We start from the raw sequence: 16503 nt of genomic DNA, 5'->3' as shown, positions 1-16503 counted from the left end.
GCCTTCACCCGCCGCCCTCGCCCGCGGCTCTCGTTCGCCGCCCGCGCGCGACACGCTGCCGTCATCGTGATGTGCTAGCGCGCGGCGCGGCCAAGGCTGCCTTCACCCCACCGTTCGCCACGGAACGACGCCGGGCATGGCAACGCCCCAACGCACCGCAACGCAACGCACCGCAACGACGCGAGCGCGGCTTCAACGCGCCGCACGGCCGTTGATCGCGGCACGCACGAACGCCACGAAGCGCGCCGTGACCGGATCGGCCGGCTCGTTGGACCAGACGAGCCCGACGCGCCATTTCGCGTGTTCGCCGCGCAGCGGCACGACCACGGCCTCGCGCAACAACTGCCCCGCGCCCGAGGGAATGAACGCCACGCCCACGCCCGCCGTGACGGAAGCCAGCACGGATTGCACGTCGTCGGCCTGTTGCGTGACGTGCGGCACGAAACGATGGGCCTGGCACCAGTTTTCGATCTGCGCGGCGAGTCCCGGCCCGCGCGAGCGCCGCAGCGCGACGAAGCCAAGTTCGTTGAGCCGCGCGAAATCGCCGGGAATGCGGACTCCTTGCACACCCCGGACGCCTCGCGCGCGGGAAAGACCGGGCGGCAGCGCGAGCGCGAGCTTTTCGTCGAGCACGCCAAAGGACGCCAGACCGCTCGCGGCCTGCGTGCGCATGAAGCCCGCGTCGAGCTTGCCCGCACGCAGCCGGCGCGCCTGTTCCGACGACGACAGGTCGCTCAGCGACACGGCCACGCCGGGATGCTCGCGCCGGAAATCGGCGATGATGCGCGGCGCGATCGTCAGCACCGAAAGGCAGATGCCGATGCGCAAATGCCCGCGCCGGCCGCCGCCCGCCTCGCGCGCGCGGGCCAGCATATCGTCGGCGTCCTGCACGAGCGCTTGCGCGTCCGGCAGAAACGCTTCACCGAAACGCGTGAGTTCCGCGCCATGACGCCCGCGCTCGAAAAGGCGCGCGCCAAGGCTCGATTCGAGCGCGCCGATCTGCTTGCTCAGCGCCGGCTGCGTCATGTGCAGCGCTTCGGCCGCGCGGCCGAAATGCCGTAGCTCCACCACGCTCAGGAAGCTGCGAAGCAGTTTGAGTTCCATGCCATTCGATTCCGCGTAGTTATCGTACTGATCAAATCATTCATTTTACTAATCGTAGCCGCACGCGTTCAATACGCACAGGGTGCTTTCGGAACGAGAGGGAAAATGACGACAACTACCACGAAAACGGACCATGCCGCACCGCGCGTAACGCAGCCGGGTCATGGCGAAAGCGCACGCAAGCCGCGAGCGAAGCGTGCGCGTTCCGATACGGCGATGAAGGCGGCAACGTCACACGCGGAGGCGCGAGCGCGCACGGGATCGATTGCGTTGAGCTTCGCCGTGGTGTATCGCGACACGAAGCCCGAATGAGGTTCAGTGCGCGCGCTTCTGGCGGCGAAAGAACTGCCACAGCATCGACGTCGCCTCGGGGCCTTTGCCCGAATGAAACGCCTCGCGCGCGTCGCCGCCGCTCCACGCATGGCCGAGCCCGCGCACGATGCACAGCCGCACGACGAGCCGCCCGGCCCGGAGCCAATCGGTGTAGTCCGCGCCGTCGCGGCTATAGGTGCGCATTTCGCCCACGCGCAGCGCGCCGTGCGCATCGGTCAGACGATTCACGCGCGCGAACTGCGCGGCGAGTTGTGCCGCGTTGCGCTTCTCGACCACGGCATCGAACTCGCCGTGCACGATCATCGTGGGCATGCCGGCATACGCGGCCACGTCGACGGATCGCTCGACGAGTTGCAGCGGATCTTCGCGCGCGCCGCGGCGCATTACGTGCATCGCGCTCATGGTGGACGTGGCTGCGCCGAACACCGGCCCCGAATGCAGGCCGGCGGCGGCAAACAAACGCGCGTGATGCAGCGCCAAGGCCGAAGCGAGGCCCGCGCCCGCCGAAATGCCCGCGAGATACACACGCGTGGCGTCGAAACCGTATTGCGCCACGATCGCCTCGACCAGCGACGCCACCGCCGGCGCCTCCGATTGCGCGGGATCGCCATGCCAGTGCCAGCAGCGCTGCGCGTGCGCCGTTTTCGCCTGCTCGGGCAGCAGCACGGCAAAGCCCGCGCGCTCCGCGAGCCGGCCGATGCGCGTGCCCGCTGCGAACGACTCGGCCGTCTGCTTGCAGCCGTGCAGCATGACCACGAGCGGCGCACCTTCGCCGGCCGCCGTGGACGCGAGCGACGCGGGCACGTAAAGCGCATACGCCAGATGATTGACGAGATGTCCCGCCAGCGGCGGCGCGGAATGATAGGAACGAATCCACTTGCCCGCCGCGCTCGCCGAAGGCGCACGCGCCGCGCGCACCGTTTTCGCCGTGGATTTGCGTGGCGTGCGCTTGCGCGTGGCGGTTTTTTTCTTCGGCTGCGCCGCGCTCGCGAGCAGTTGGAGGCCTTTGAGCCAGAGACTGGTTTTTTTGCGGGGCATGAGCAGTGGCGAAGAGGGCTTTCATCGGACAATGCAGGCCCGGTCATCATAGCCGCCCTCGCCTCGCGCTGCGTCGCGCGCGTTATCGTCGCCGCTGTCGTCGCTGTCGTCGCTGTCGTCGCTGTCCTCGCTGCATGGGCGCGCGGGCAAAAAAAAGCGGCGCCGAAGCGCCGCGCTCGATTCAAACCCCGGACGGTATCAGCGCACGTCGCTGGGCGCGCGCGCTTCCTGCAACGGCGCGCCGCCGTCATGCACGTTATGCGCGGGCGCGCTTGCAGGCATTTCCTCGCCATTCTGGGCGACGTGCGAAAGATCGCGGCCGCGCGTTTCGGGCAACAGCACCGCCGCCGTCACGACCAGCAAGTACGAGATGCACGCGCAAATGCCCATCGCCGCACCCAGTTGAAGTTTGGCGCTGAGCACGCCCACCATCGTCGGCATGATCGCGCCGATCGCCCGGCCCGCGTTGCCGCACAAGCCTTGCGCCGAAGCGCGAATGCGCGTGGGGAACAGCTCGGCGATATAGGCGCCGGTGCCCGCCGCCGTGCCCGATTGCAGCGTGCCGAGCACGAAGCCGAGCACGAGCGTGACGGGCAGCGTGATGGGCGCGAGCGTATAGGTGGCCACGGCAATCGCTTGCAGGCAGGCGATCACGATGAAGGTCTTGCGACGCCCGAAGCGGTCGGCCATCCAGCCGTTGAGGAACGCGCCCGCGAACGAGCCGAGAATGTTGATCGCGAGATAACCGCCCACGTTGGCGATAGACAGATGCAGCGCGAGTTTCAGATAGGCGGGCAGCCACGTAATCATCGTGTAGTTGCCGCCGTAGATGCCGAAGGTCAGCAGGATCGCCTTGAACGTCGTCATGCGCGTGGGCTTGTCGAACACGGCCCAGATGCTCGGGCGGTCCGCCGCATTGTCCTTGCGGATCTGCGCGAACACCGGCGCTTCCTTGATGCTGCGGCGAATCCACAGCACGAGCAGCGTCGGCAGCAAACCGACGGCGAACAGCACGCGCCACGCAAGCGCAGGCTCGAGCGTGCTGAACAGCAGCGTGGAAAGCAGCACGGCCACGCCATAACCGATCGCCCAGCCCGCCTGCAACGAGCCCACTGCGCGGCCGCGCACCTGCGGGCGAATGGTCTCGCTGATGAGCACCGCGCCCACGGCCCATTCGCCGCCGAAGCCGAGGCCTTGCAGCCCGCGCGTGATCATCAGTTGACCGAACGAATTCGTGAAGGCGGAAAGCAACGTAAACGCCGAAAACCACACAATGGTGATTTGCAGCACGCGCACGCGCCCGTAACGATCCGCAAGAATGCCCGCGATCCAGCCGCCGAGCGACGCCATGATCAGAACAGTCGTGCCCAGCACGCCGGCCTGGCCGCGCGTCATGCTCCAGAGCGCGATCAGCGTGGGGATCGCGAGCGCGTACATCTGGGTGTCCATCGCATCGAGGCCCCAGCCGCTGAAGCACGCCCAATACGTGCGCTTCTCGGCCTGGTTCAACTCGGTGTACCACTTGAACATGCTTCTTCTCCTCCAGCCCTTCTCCATGCGAGAGGGCCGCTCCTTGCTGTCGATACCGCGTCGGTTCGCGGCTGCGCGCGGTGACCCACGGCGTGCATCGTTCTTCCCGGAAGGCGAAAACAAGCGTTCGACGGAAGAAAACCATGCTATTACGCATAGCCGTGGCGCGCTATGCCGATCGTCGCGGCCTGCCATCTGATTTGTTTATCGGCCATCGAATGGCGTAGCGGCCCGATTAATGACGTGCATGCGAACATGCATATGAATGTGCATCGACGCACGGCCCGGCGTGTGCGAAGCGGTCGTCGCCGGCGCTATACTGCGCGACGCACAACTCATACCGTGACGCCGCCGCGTCTTTCGCGAAAGACAAATCGAACGAAACCGAAACCCCGTAGAAAGGTTTGGCGCGGCGGCGCCCGACGATCGCTTCATTGCTTCAAGAGCCGCGTTTTTCCGTGACCGCACCCGCACGCACTGCCTCGCCGCATCCCACTCTTCTGGGCCTTTTTCTGATCTTCGCCCGCATCGGCCTCACGAGCTTCGGCGGCGGCCTGAGCGGCTGGCTGCTGCGCGAATTCGTGCAGGACCGCGACTGGATCGGCGAAGAGGATTTTCTCAACGGTCTCGCGATCTCGCAGGCGCTGCCCGGCATCAACGTCAAGAACATGGCGATCTGGATCGGCCACCGGCTGCTCGGCTGGCGCGGCGCCGCCGTGGCCGTCGCGGGCATCGTCGTGCCGCCCGCGGTCTTTATCATCGTGCTCGGCGCGGTGGTGGGCGCGCTGATCCTGCACCCGCTCACGCAAGTGCTGCTCGCGGGCGCCGCTGCCGCCGCCACGGGCTTGTCGCTTTCCATGGGCGTGGTCACCGCGCGGCGCGTGCGCCGTCAACTCGTGCCGCTCGCGCTAATGGCGGCCACGTTCGTCGCCATCGGCCTGCTGCGCTGGCCGCTCGTGTGGGTCGTGCTGATCGGCGGCGGTTTCAGCGTGTGCTACGAATACGCGGCGATCCGGCGAGGTCGGCGATGAACGTGCGCGCGCTCGTGCAGATCGCGGCCATTTTCGCGCCGCTCTCGCTCGTCACCATCGGCGGCGGCCAGGCCATCGTCGCCGAAATCCAGCGGCAGGTCGTCGAGGTGCATGCGTGGCTCACGCACGCACAATTCGCCGCCGACTTCGCGATCTCGCGCATGGCGCCCGGCCCCGGCTCGCTGCTCGTGACGCTGATCGGCTGGCAAGTCGCGGGTTTCTGGGGCGCCCTCGTCGCCACGGCCGCGCTGCTGTTGCCCACGGGGTTGCTCATCTACGGCGTCACGCACGTCTGGGGCCGCTACCAGGGCGCGCCCTGGCAACTCGCGCTCGAACGCGGCTTGCGGCCCATCGCGGCGGGCATGATGCTGGCCGCGGGATGGGTGCTGCTCAAGACGCTCAACGGCGGCATGCCCGCGAAATTCATCGCGCTCGCTTCGCTGTGCGTGTTGCTGAAAACGCGCATCAATCCCTTGCTGCTGTTGCTCGCGGGCGCGCTCCTGCTGCTCGGCGCAAGCCTCGCCGGCGCGACGCTGCCGCACTGGCTGCAAGTGCAGCTCGACTGAACGCGCGCGCGGTCAATATCGGGCATCGCGCGCTGCTCGTTCGAAAAAGCCCTCGTTCGAAAGCCGTTACAAATACGCGGGAATAGCCGGCGCGGCGCGCGGGTATACCCATTGCAGTCTTGATCGAATCGACCGCTCAGGCAAACACAATGCCACGGTCGCCCCTCCCGCGCACTTAATCAGGAGTTCGAAATGAATTTTCGCCGCATGGTCATCGCATCGTTGGCCGCCGTCACGTGTCTGGGCGCCGCCGCCGGCGCGTCCGCCCAGGGACTCACGCGCGCCGAAGTCCGCCAGCAATTGATCGAAGCCGAAGCCGACGGCTCGCAATTCGTGACCGACACGTCGTACCCCGACGTGAGCCCGGTTTTCGCGCAGCAGGCCGCACGCGCCAAAGCCGCCGCGCAACCCGACGCCATGGGCGCCGCCATGCACGGCACGAGCGATTCCGGCGCGCCGCGCGTGGCGCAATGCGTGGGGCCGGAAAGCTTCTGCAACCTGTACTCGGGCAGTTGATCGCGGACGGCCGCAAAAACAGAACGCCCCGCTCGCAATGAGCGGGGCGTTCTGTTTTACGGCGCGACGCAAACCGCGCGTGAAAAAACTTACCCGGCTCGCCCCGAAGTGAGTTGCGCGTAGACGTCGTGCGAAAGCTGCAACAGCGCCTTGCGGTCGATACCGCCCGAAAGCGCATAGCCGAAGTCGCCGTCGACCCAGTAGAACACGTTCACCGGGCCGTCCTGATAGAGCCTGAACGCCGTGGTATTCGCGCTCGTCTTGCGATGCGAGATGCACAGCGTCACGCGTTCGCCCTTCGCGTTGTGATACATGAATTGCGCCACGTCGCCGTCGTCGCTTTGCAGCAGGCGTCCGCCCGAAAGCTCGAAGCCGCTTTTCGCGAGCATCGGCGCATGCACGTTGGTGCCGAGCCGGTTCGCGAGCCATTTGACGAAGTCCTGCTCCTGGGTGTCGTCCATCGTGTCGGGACGCGCCACCGTGGGCATGTAGTTGACATGCGCGATGGCGGCCTGCTCGGCGAAACGCATGTTGCCGTCCGCGCTCACCGTGTGCAGCGCGCTCGCGCCGCCCGCGCTCTCGCCGCCCGGCAGGCTCATGCCGTAATGCGTGCCCCAGCCGATGCCCACGCCCAGCACGAGCGCCGCCGCCATGCCCGCGAAACGCGGCCAGTTCGCGGCCGCCTTGCCGCCGCGCACCTTCGTTTCGACAGGCGCCGCCGTCATGCGCAGGCGCGCCGGCAGCGGCTCGTTGAGCACGCGGTCGTAACGTTCGTGCAGCAGATTGTTGAGCGCGAAAAAGTCGCTCGCGCGCGTGGCGAGATCGGGATTGCGTTCGAGTTCGCGCTCGACGTCGGCGCGGCGCGCTTCCGAAAGCGTGCCGTCCACGTAGGCGTGAATTTCGTCTTGCGTAACGGGATTGTGTTGATCGCTCATCGCACCACCTTCAGATTCGCACGCGGGACCGCGCCCGCCATGAGTGCGCGCAACCGTTCGCGGCCGCGCGACAGACGCGACATCACCGTGCCGATGGGAATGTCGAGCGCGAGCGCCACGTCGGCGTAACTCATCTCTTCGAGCCCGACCAGCAGCACCACTTCGCGCTGCTCCATGGGCAAGCGCTGCAACGCGTAGTCGAGATCGCGCACTTCGAGCGCGTTGCTTTGCGTCGCGGGCACGGCGTAGTCGGATTCGGGCACGCTTTCGTCGTCGACGGAAACATGCGAGCCGCGCGACGACGACTTGCGCACCTGATTCACGAAAATGTTGTGCATGATCGTGAACAGCCACGCGCGCAGGTCGGTGCCCGAGCGAAACAGCTCCGTGCGGGCGATGGCGCGCTCCAGCGTGTCCTGCACGAGGTCGTCGGCCAGCTCGCGGTTGTTGATGAGCGCGCGCGCGTAGCGCCGCAGGCGCGGCACATGATCTATCAGCTCGTCACGGATGTCCATGATTCATCCTGGTTGCTTCCTGCTTCTCGTTGCGTGTTGCCCGAACGGCATGCGAAACCCCGCTCATGGCGCAGCGCCTTCGCGCGGCGGCATGGTCGCGAGATCGGCGGCGCGCATGAGCCCGCGCGTGGCGGCGTGGCCCGCGAGCACCCAGCGCATGCCGTCGTCGCGCCACATCAGCAAGCGCAACTGACCGGCGCGATGCGCGCTCCACTGCGGCGCCGCGCCGTCGAGCCACGCGCGCGCGCCAAGCAGCACCACGCGCTCGCCTTCGGCGTTCTCGTAGAGATAGCGTTGCGCGCGCGCGAACGGCCCGAGCTTCATCTCGCCGCTGCCGAGATAGCGCAGGCCCGCCGCGCCCAGATCGAACGGCGCGGGCAAGGCCGGCGCTTTCGTCTGACTTTCGGCGGCGTCGGCGTTGCCGGGGTTTTCGGCGTCCATCAGCGCCATCACGGCCGCGTCGTTGAGCACCTGCTGCGTGGGCTCGGAAACCGAAATCCACGCGAGCGCCGCGCCCGCCAGCACCGCCGCCGCAACCAGCGCGGCCGCGTAGCGCCTGACGCGGCGGCGCGGCGCGGCGGCGCGATACGGCGTTTGCGAACCTTCGTCCGCATGCGCGGCGCGCGGCTCGGGATACGCGTCGCGAATCTGCGCGTTCAGACGGCGATAAAACAGGATGCGATGCCATTCGCCGGGGCGTTTGGCCAGGTAATGCCGCACCTGCGCCGCGCGCGAGCCCGCGAGCGTGCCGTCGCTATAGGCCTGGATATCGGTTTCGGAGACTGGCGGCTCGTCGAGCGGCCCGCGGAACTTCATGATTTTTCGCCAACGCTGTGAGGGGGATACCGGGCTAACACGCCGGCGCGCCGCTTATTCCCGCGCGCGCCGCGTGCCACGAAAAAGCAGGCCGCGCGGCTCGCGAAAGCCGCGCGTCAACATGGAAATTTACGTGAAAAACGCGCTCGGGCGCCGTTGCGCGGCGCGGGATCGGCGGGATCGGCGGGATCGGCGGGATCGGCGGAATCGGCGGAATCGGCGGAATCGGCGGAATCGGCGGAATCGGCGGGATCGGCGGGATCGGCGGAATCGGCCGGATCAGCCGGATCAGCCGGATCGGCGGAAGCGGCGGAAGCGGCGAAAGCGGCGGAATCGGCAAGATCAACGAAACGAAAGGAGCCGGCGCGAACCGAGGCGGCAAGACGCGCCCACTGCCGGATTCGCCACGTCAGCCGCCGCCAGGACCGCCGAATATCAATCGCGCCCCGAAACCTGCGTCGTGAAAGCCACGCGATTGCGCCCGTCGCGTTTCGCGCGATAGAGCGCCGCGTCGGCCTCCTCGATCAGCGCCGTTTCCGCAAGACCGGGCGCGGGCGTGAGCGTCGCCACGCCGATGCTGATCGTGAGGTGCTCGCTCACCGCCGAGCCGATATGCGGCAGCGCCAGCGCCGCCACGTCCTGGCGCATTTTCTCGGCGAGCAGGCGCGCGCCCGCGCTGCCCGAACCCGGCAGCACCACGGCGAATTCCTCGCCGCCGAAACGCGCGACCAGATCGCGCGGCTGGCGAATCTCGCGGCGAATCGTCGTGGCCACGGAGCGCAGCACGTTGTCGCCGGCCACGTGGCCGTAGGTGTCGTTATAGGGCTTGAAGTAATCGACGTCGATCATCAGCAGCGAAATCTCGGTACGCTCGCGCAGCGCGCGCTTCCATTCGGCGCCGAGGAATTCGTCGAGATAGCGGCGGTTCGACAGTCCCGTCAAGCCGTCGGAATGCGTGAGGCGGCGCAGTTCGAGGTTCGCCTTGAGCAGCTCCTGCTGCGAGCGGCGCAGCGCGCGATACGCCTCGTCGCGCTGAAGCATGCTGACATACGAGCGCGAATGGTATTTGATGCGCGCGATCAGCTCGATGCTGTCGGGCAGCTTCACGAGGTAATCGTTCGCGCCGGCGGCGAACGCCGCGCTTTTGATCGCGGGTTCTTCCTTGGTCGAGAGCACGATGATGGGCACGTCGCGCGTGGCTTCGTTCGCTCGGTAGGCGCGCACGAGCGTGAGGCCGTCGGTGCCCGGCATCACGAGGTCTTGCAGGATCACGGTCGGGCGCACCTGCTCTGCCGTATCGATGGCCTGCTCCGGGTGCGCGCAGTAGTGAAAGTCGATCTCGCGCTCGTTCGCCAGCGCGCGGCGCACCGCCTCGGCAACGATCGCCTGGTCGTCGACGAGCAGCACCATCATCGGCACGTCGGCGGCGGGCAGCGGCTGCGCGAGCGCGGCGCGCACGGCGTCGAGCGCGGCGTCGAGCGCAGCGTCGTCGGAATTGCCGGCGCCGGGCGCGAGGCCCGCGCCGGGAGCAACAAGGGGCTTCTCGGTCATGATATCGGTCGCGTCTTCAATCGCGGATTCGGTGAAAGCGGCTTCTCGCGGGCCAAGGTTGAACAGGGGCGGACAGCTAGAACGGCGAACGTTTCGCGCGCGCACATAATTCCGGCGCGATGGCGTCGAGCGGCAAGATCGCACGCGCGGCCTGGGCCGCCGCGGCCGCTTTCGGCATGCCGTAGACGGCGCTGGTGGCTTCGTCCTGGGCGATCGTGAACCAGCCTTTCGCGCGCATTGCCTTCAAGCCGATCGCGCCGTCGCGGCCCATGCCCGTGAGGAGCGCCCCCACCGCCGTGCCGGCCCAATGCTCGACGAGGCTATGAAAAAACGCGTCGACGGACGGACGATACGGCGTTTCCACCGGCTCGCGAGTGTAAGCCAGCTTGCCGCACGCCGTCATGCACAGGTGATCGTTGGTCGCGGCGAGCAGCGCCGTGCCGGGCGCGGGCGGCTCGCCTTCGAGCGCCACGCGCACCGCGAGCGGCGTTTGCGAGTCGAGCCACGCGGCCATGCCCGCGGCGAACGACTGATCCACGTGCTGCACGATCACGATACTCGCGCCGAAATTTTCGGGCAGCGCGCCCAGCACCGCCGCCAGCGCGCTCGGGCCGCCCGCCGAAGCGCCGATCGCCACGAGCGGCGCTTCGTGCAGGCCCGCCGTGCCGGCCGCGCTCGCGCGCGCGAGCCGCTCCGGCACGCCGCTCACCTTGCCGATCTGCTCGATCTTCGCGAGCAGCAGGTCCATCGTGCGGCGCGCGCCGGGACCGGCGAGCACCGGCGTGTCCACCGCGTCGAGCGCGCCCGCGCCCATCGCCTCGTACACGCGCCAGGCGTTCGCGCCCACGCTGCTCGTGACGATCAGGATCGGGCACGGCGAACGGGCCATGATGCGGCGCGTGGCCTCCACGCCGTCGATCTTCGGCATCACGAGGTCCATGAGGATCACGTCGGGCACCTGCGCGGCGCACTGCTGCACGGCTTCCTCGCCGTTGGCCGCGACCCACAGCACGCGATGGCCGGGCCGGGTAGCGATGGCCTGCCGCAGCGCTTCGACGGCGAGCGGCATGTCGTTGGCGATACCGATCTTCATCCCGTCGCCTCTCCGATCAGGTCGTTCACGGCGTCGAGCAGCGCTTCGTCGTGAAAGCTGCCCTTGGTCAGATAGTAGTCGGCGCCCGCATCCAGCCCGCGGCGCCGGTCGTCCTCGCGGTCCTTGTACGACACGATCATCACGGGCACGTTGCGGTGCTGCGCGTCGTGCTTGATCATCGTGACGAGTTCGATGCCGTCCATGCGCGGCATGTCGACGTCGGTAATCACGAGGTCGAAGCGCGCCTGGCGCAGCGTGTTCCAGCCGTCCATGCCGTCCACGGCCACCGTCACCGCATAGCCGCGCTTTTCGAGCAGCTTGCGCTCCAGCTCGCGCACGGTCAAGGAATCCTCGACGACGAGAATGCGCTTGCGCTCGCGCGCCGCGCCGTTCGCGCCGCGCGCCACGCCCGCGAGCTGGCCGTCGCGCACGAGCCGTCCGACCGAAGCCACGATGTCCTCCACGTCGACGATCAGCACCACCTCGCCGTCGTCGAGCAGTGCCGCCGCCGAAACGTTGCGCAGCTTGCCGAGACGCGCGTCGAGCGGCTGCACCGCCAGCATGCGCTCGCCCGCGAAGCGATCGATGGCCACGCCGTAAAGCCCGCTTTCGCCGCCCACGAGCACGACGTTCACGTTGTCGCCCGCATGCGCCTCGGCCTGCGCGCCCAGCAGCTGACGCGCGGCGACGAGCCCCACGGGCCGCCCGTCGTAGGCGATGTGCTGCTGGCCTTCGAGCGTTTCGATCGCGCTGCGCGGCACGCTCAGCGCGCGGCGCACGTGCGCGAGCGGGAACGCATACGCCTCGCCCGCGACTTCGACGATCAGGCTGCGCACCACCGAAAGCGTAAGCGGCAGTTGCAGCACGAAACGCGTGCCCTGGCCCGGCGCGCTTTCGATGCGCACGGTGCCGCGCACGGTCTTGGCGAAGTTGAGCACGGCGTCGAGGCCCACGCCGCGCCCGGAGACGTCGGTGACTTTCTCGCGCAGCGAGAAGCCCGGCAGCATCAGGAAGTCGAACAGCTCGGCGTCGGACATCGCGGCCACGGCTTCGGGCTGCGCGAGACCGCGCTCGATCACGCGCTCGCGCACCCGGTTCAGGTCGACGCCCGCGCCGTCGTCGGCCACGGCGATCAGCAACTTGCCGGCGCTGTGGCGCGCCTCGAGCGTGAGGCGCGCTTCCTCCGGCTTGCCCGCGCGCCGCCGCGCTTGCAGGTTCTCGATACCGTGATCGAGCGCGTTGCGCAGCAAATGGCCGAGCGGCGCGTCGAGCATTTCGAGGATGTCGCGATCGACCTGCGTGTTCTCGCCGACGACTTCGAAACGCACGCGCTTGCCGAGCGAGCGCGCGAGATCGCGCACGATGCGCGGATACGCATGCGCCGTGTCGCCGAACGGACGCATGCGGCATTGCAGCGCCTCGTCGTAGAGCCGCTGCGCGAGCTGCGTGCCGCGCCGGTCGATGCGGTCCAGATCGTCGAATCGTTCGGACAACTGACGGCCGAGCGAGGCGAGCGAGGCGCGGATATGGTCGAGCGCGGCGCGCGCGTCCGTGTCGAGCGTTTCGGCGTGACGTTCGTGAAACTGGCCGAGCGCGGCAAGCACGTCGCCTTGCGCGCGGCGCACGCGCAGCAGGCTGTCCGCGAACGGCCGCAGGCGGCGCGACTCCACCAGCGACTCGCCCGCGAGACCGAGCACGCGGTCGAGCGTGAGCGCGCGCACGCGCAGCATGCGCTCGGGTTCGTGCGCGCCGCCGCCCGCGCCCGGATCGGTCGCGCGGCGCGCGGGGATTTTCGGCGCGGGTTCCGCGGCGGCGGTTGCGTTCGCGGTTGCGTCCGCTGGGGCGCTAGCGGGTGCGCTCGCTGCTGTGTTCGCTGGTGCGCTGACGTCCGCATTCGCTTGCGCGGCGGTTTGCGCGGCGGCTTCGGCGGATGGCGGCGGCGCTTCGGGGTTCGCCCCGTGCTGCGCTTCCAACGCCGGCAAACGCAACGAAGCCGCCAGCGCATCCATTGCTTCGGGCCGCGGCGCGGGCGCGGGTGCAAAAGCGTGAGCGCCCGCCGCGCCGCTCAGGCGCGCGCCGAACGCCTCGGCCGCCTCGCGCGCGAGCGGCGGCGCGTCGGCGTCGCCGGCCGCGTTGAGCAGGTCGATGCCGGCGAGCAGGACGTCGATGCGCGCGGCGTCGATGCGCAACCCGCCCTGCTGCGCCGCCACGAAGCAATCCTCCATCGCGCTCGCCACGATCACGGCCTCGGGCAACCCGACGATGCGCGCCGCGCCCTTGAGCGAATGCGTCGCGCGCATGCAGTCCTCTAGCGTCGCGGCGTCCTCGGGCGCGGCTTCGAGCGCGAGCAGTCCCGCCGCAAGCGTGCGCGTCTGCGTTTGCGCTTCCTCGCGGAACAGATCGAGCAGCGAGCGGCGGCTCAGTTCGTCGTCGCTCATCGCAGGCTCCTTGCGAGCGAATCGAACAGCGCATCGGCGTCGAGCACGCCGACCGAACGGCCGCGCCACGCCACCACGCCGCGCACATGCCGGTGCGCCGACTGCGCGAGCGTCGCGGGCGCGGGCAGCAGGTCTTCGGCCGCGAACGCGGTCACGCCTTCCACTTCGTCGACGGGAAACGCCGTGGTCGCGCCCGCCCATTCGGTCACGAGCAAACGCGGCCGGTCCTTGAGCGACGTGCCTTCGTGCGCGCCCCGCTCGATGTGCAGCAGCGCCGCCAGCGAAGCCGCGAGCGTGAGCACGCCGCGCACGTTGACGATGCCGAGCACGGCCGCGCTGCGCCGGTGCGGCAGCGTGTGGACGCTGCGCGCGTCGCCCACCTGACGCAGCACGGCGGCGGGCAGCGCGAGCCATTCCGCGCCGACGCGAAACACGAGCGAGCCTTCGCCGCGCGCGCGGTGCGGGTTGCTGCGCGGCTTGTCGGGCGAATCGGGACGCGCGGCGGGAACGGCCGGCGTATCGGCGGAAACGGCCGGCGCGGGTGCGGGACGATCGAGCAGGCGCGCCGCCGCCTGCTCGAACACCGGGCAGTTCAGGCAGCGCAGATGCTGCTGGAGGCGCGGGCACGAATGGTCGCCGCGCACGCCGATACGGTTCCAGCAGGTGTCGAGCGGCGCCGCGCCGTCCGGGGTGTGCGGGGTTAGGTGCGAGGCCAGGTGCGAGGGGGCTTCGGTCATCGCGTCGGGGTCCGTCATGCGCCGCCCGCCTTGCCGGTTTCGCCTTGCGCGGCGCGTTCGGCGCGGCGCATCAGGCGGCGCGCGCCATCGGCATCGCCCTGCATTTCGAGCAGCGCGGCCAGGTGCGTGAGCGCCTCGTAATGCGCGGGTTCGAGATACACGGCCTTGCGATAGTGCGCGTGCGCCTCCGCGGCGCGGCCTTGCGCGTCGGCGATCAAACCGAGCAGATACCAGGTGTCCGCGTTATGCGCGAGCGTTGTCGCGGCCTCCTGCGCAAGACGTTGCGCTTCGTCGAGCGCGCCCGCGTCGGCGAGACGGCGCGCGTTCGCGAGCACGGCATCGGGCGGCTGGGACGGCGGCGCGGGCATCACCGACACCGCAGACACACCAGACTCCGCAGGCACGAGCGGCACGGCCGTGGCGGTGCGCGGCGCGGGCATGCCGTGCAGCGGCCGCAGCGCAAGCGGCGGCGGCGCGCTTCGGCGCGCGGCGGCGGCAAAGGGCGAGTCCAAGCGCACGGCCGACGCCTCCGCCGCCGAAGCGCCGCCCAACGCATGAGCCGCCATTGCTTCGGACGACGAACGAAATCCCGATCCCGCCGATCCCGCCGATCCCGCCGATCCCGCCGATCCCGCCGATCCCGCCGATCCCGCCGATCCCGCCGATCCCGTCGCCCGTCGCGCGCGGGCGCCCTCCCCGAAAGCGACGCCTGGCTCGACAAAACCGAACGCAAGCGGAATATACGCAGACGTCATCTCGTGCCGCATCATCAAGCCGGTTTCCGCCGGGCCGACGAACATCATGCCGCCCTCGGCCATGCGCGCGCGCAGCAAGCCGATCGCGCGGTCCTGCGCGGCGCGGTCGAAATAGATCAGCACGTTGCGGCAAAACACGAAGTCGTAGCGCACCGGATGCGCGGCGAGCCAGTCGAACAGGTTCGCGCACTCGAACGTCACGGTGCGCCGCACGGCGTCGGCGATCTGCCAACCCGCGGGCGTGGGCGCGAAGTAGCGCTCGCGAAAACCAAGGCCATCGCCGCGAAACGCGTTTCGGCCATACACGCCGCGCGTGGCCGCCGCGATCGACTGCGCGCTGATGTCGATGGCGTCGATGGCGAATTGCGGCTGCGCGAAGCCCGCGTCGATCAGCGCCATCGCCGCCGAATACGGCTCCTCGCCCGTCGAGCACGGCGCGCTCAGCACGCGCAGCACTTCGCCGGGCCGCGCCTCGCGCCGCTTCGCGCCCAGACGCGCGAGCGCGGCAAACGCCTCGCGCTCGCGAAAGAACCACGTTTCCGGCACGACGAGCGCGTCGATCAGCGCCTGGCGCTCGGCGGCCGTGGTCGTGAGATGCCGCCAGTAAGCCTCGCGCGCCCACTCGGGCAGCGCCGCGAGACCCGTCCAGTGGCGGTTTGCTTCGGTGTACTGAGCAGCGTCGGTGACGCTCGCGGCCGCGCGTGCCGCCAACGCGCGCGACAATGCATTCGGCCCGAGCGATTCGGCGTCGATGCCGGTTTCGTCGAGCAGCCAGGCGGCAAAGCGCCGGACGGCAGGCAGCGCGCCGTGCATCATCGCGTGGCCTCCGCGGCACGCCACGAGGGCGGATCGGGATACAGCAAGGCGCGCACGCGCGCGTCGAGCAAATGCGCGACCTTCACCCACTGCACGTAGCCGGATTCGTCGCGTGCGATGGGGCCGAGCCAGCGCGCGCCGGGCGTGGCGATGCCGCCTTCGGCGAAACGCGCGGCCGCGATGGACTGCGTGCGCGTCGCGCCTTCGAGCAGCAGCGCGAGACGACGCGGCGGCGCCGCTTCACGGCGAGCGCCGCCGTGGTCCGCTTTGTCCGCTGCTTTGTCCGCTTTGTCCGCTTTATCCGCTTTATCCGCTTCGTTCGCTTTGTCCGCTTTATCCGCTGCTTCGTTCGCTTTATCCGCCGCTTCGTTCGCCTCGTTCGCTTCGTTCGCTTTATCCGCCGCTTCGTTCGCCTCGTTCGCCTCGCTCGCCTCTTCGCGATCGCGCAGATCGACGAGCACGAGCCGCGTCGACATCCACGCGCGCGCGGGCCGCCCGAGCGCCAGCATCGGCAGATCGACGACGGGCACCGGCGCGCCCTCGTGGTCGATCACGCCCGCGATATACGCGGGCGTGCCGGGAAACGGGCGCACCGGCGCGAGCGGCAGCACGTGCGCGATGTCGCGCGCATCGAGCGCGTATCGCTCGCCGTCCAGCTCGAACAAGAGGAACAGCATCGGCGCTCCGTCTTCGTTAAGGGCTTGCGCGGCGCGCGCGGCCGTGCATCGC

The 16503-nt window shown here is 69.1% G+C and carries 16 protein-coding genes; 4 read left to right on the top strand and 12 right to left on the bottom strand.

Annotated features, from left to right (window positions below):
* Nucleotides 1–192 precede the first annotated feature (192 nt).
* Entirely contained in the window at nucleotides 193–1104 is a 912-nt protein-coding gene (locus U5805_RS16175) for a LysR family transcriptional regulator (protein WP_322104492.1), read from the bottom strand.
* A 105-nt stretch (nucleotides 1105–1209) separates the two neighbouring features.
* Between U5805_RS16175 and U5805_RS16170 the strand changes: the two genes are divergently transcribed.
* Nucleotides 1210–1416 (top strand): hypothetical protein, encoded by a 207-nt coding sequence (locus U5805_RS16170; RefSeq protein WP_322104491.1) that lies wholly within the window; start codon nucleotides 1210–1212, stop codon nucleotides 1414–1416.
* Nucleotides 1417–1419: 3 nt separating this feature from the next.
* Here U5805_RS16170 and U5805_RS16165 read toward each other — a convergent pair whose 3' ends face one another.
* Both U5805_RS16165 and U5805_RS16160 read right to left on the bottom strand, forming a co-directional pair.
* Nucleotides 1420–2475: a PHB depolymerase family esterase gene (locus U5805_RS16165; RefSeq protein ID WP_322104490.1), complete on the bottom strand. Its 1056-nt coding sequence runs from the start codon at nucleotides 2473–2475 to the stop codon at nucleotides 1420–1422.
* A gap of 198 nt (nucleotides 2476–2673) precedes the next feature.
* A complete protein-coding gene (locus U5805_RS16160; protein ID WP_322104489.1) occupies nucleotides 2674–4005 on the bottom strand; it encodes an MFS transporter in 1332 nt (443 codons plus the stop codon).
* Nucleotides 4006–4463: 458 nt separating this feature from the next.
* On the opposite strand from U5805_RS16160, the gene U5805_RS16155 reads away from it, so the two are divergent.
* The 3 genes from U5805_RS16155 (at nucleotide 4464) to U5805_RS16145 (ending at nucleotide 6118) form a co-directional block, all read left to right on the top strand.
* Complete coding sequence (locus U5805_RS16155; RefSeq protein ID WP_322104488.1) at nucleotides 4464–5036, top strand: chromate transporter; 573 nt, start codon at nucleotides 4464–4466, stop codon at nucleotides 5034–5036.
* On the top strand, nucleotides 5033–5602 hold the full coding sequence (locus U5805_RS16150) for a chromate transporter (protein ID WP_322104487.1): 570 nt from the start codon (nucleotides 5033–5035) through the stop codon (nucleotides 5600–5602). The genes U5805_RS16155 and U5805_RS16150 overlap by 4 nt, the downstream gene beginning before the upstream one ends.
* Before the next feature lie 192 nt (nucleotides 5603–5794).
* The gene (locus tag U5805_RS16145; RefSeq protein ID WP_322104486.1) at nucleotides 5795–6118 is read left to right on the top strand and encodes a DUF4148 domain-containing protein; all 324 of its coding nucleotides are present in this window, start codon (nucleotides 5795–5797) and stop codon (nucleotides 6116–6118) included.
* Nucleotides 6119–6207: 89 nt separating this feature from the next.
* Here U5805_RS16145 and U5805_RS16140 read toward each other — a convergent pair whose 3' ends face one another.
* The 9 genes from U5805_RS16140 to U5805_RS31835 form a co-directional block, all read right to left on the bottom strand.
* On the bottom strand, nucleotides 6208–7053 hold the full coding sequence (locus U5805_RS16140; RefSeq protein WP_322104485.1) for an anti-sigma factor: 846 nt from the start codon (nucleotides 7051–7053) through the stop codon (nucleotides 6208–6210).
* A complete protein-coding gene (locus U5805_RS16135; protein WP_322104484.1) occupies nucleotides 7050–7568 on the bottom strand; it encodes a sigma-70 family RNA polymerase sigma factor in 519 nt (172 codons plus the stop codon). The genes U5805_RS16140 and U5805_RS16135 overlap by 4 nt, the downstream gene beginning before the upstream one ends.
* A 63-nt stretch (nucleotides 7569–7631) precedes the next feature.
* A complete protein-coding gene (locus tag U5805_RS16130; protein WP_322104483.1) occupies nucleotides 7632–8384 on the bottom strand; it encodes a transcriptional regulator in 753 nt (250 codons plus the stop codon).
* Between the two features lie 435 nt (nucleotides 8385–8819).
* The gene (locus U5805_RS16125) at nucleotides 8820–9935 is read right to left on the bottom strand and encodes a diguanylate cyclase (RefSeq protein WP_415914611.1); all 1116 of its coding nucleotides are present in this window, start codon (nucleotides 9933–9935) and stop codon (nucleotides 8820–8822) included.
* A gap of 76 nt (nucleotides 9936–10011) precedes the next feature.
* A complete protein-coding gene (locus U5805_RS16120) occupies nucleotides 10012–11028 on the bottom strand; it encodes a chemotaxis response regulator protein-glutamate methylesterase (protein WP_322104482.1) in 1017 nt (338 codons plus the stop codon).
* Complete coding sequence (locus U5805_RS16115; RefSeq protein WP_322104481.1) at nucleotides 11025–13466, bottom strand: hybrid sensor histidine kinase/response regulator; 2442 nt, start codon at nucleotides 13464–13466, stop codon at nucleotides 11025–11027. The genes U5805_RS16120 and U5805_RS16115 overlap by 4 nt, the downstream gene beginning before the upstream one ends.
* Entirely contained in the window at nucleotides 13463–14203 is a 741-nt protein-coding gene (locus U5805_RS16110; protein ID WP_415914614.1) for a chemotaxis protein CheW, read from the bottom strand. The genes U5805_RS16115 and U5805_RS16110 overlap by 4 nt, the downstream gene beginning before the upstream one ends.
* A gap of 14 nt (nucleotides 14204–14217) precedes the next feature.
* Entirely contained in the window at nucleotides 14218–15774 is a 1557-nt protein-coding gene (locus U5805_RS16105) for a CheR family methyltransferase (RefSeq protein WP_322104479.1), read from the bottom strand.
* On the bottom strand, nucleotides 15771–16451 hold the full coding sequence (locus tag U5805_RS31835; RefSeq protein ID WP_415914610.1) for a chemotaxis protein CheW: 681 nt from the start codon (nucleotides 16449–16451) through the stop codon (nucleotides 15771–15773). Before U5805_RS31835 ends, U5805_RS16105 begins: the two co-directional genes overlap by 4 nt.
* Between the last annotated feature and the right edge of the window lie 52 nt (nucleotides 16452–16503).

The sequence above is a fragment of the Paraburkholderia sp. J41 genome, from assembly GCF_905220235.1.
In the GTDB taxonomy this organism is placed as follows: Bacteria; Pseudomonadota; Gammaproteobacteria; order Burkholderiales; family Burkholderiaceae; genus Paraburkholderia.
Note: the sequence above shows the minus strand (reverse complement) of the source record. Positions and strands in the feature narration are given on the sequence as shown.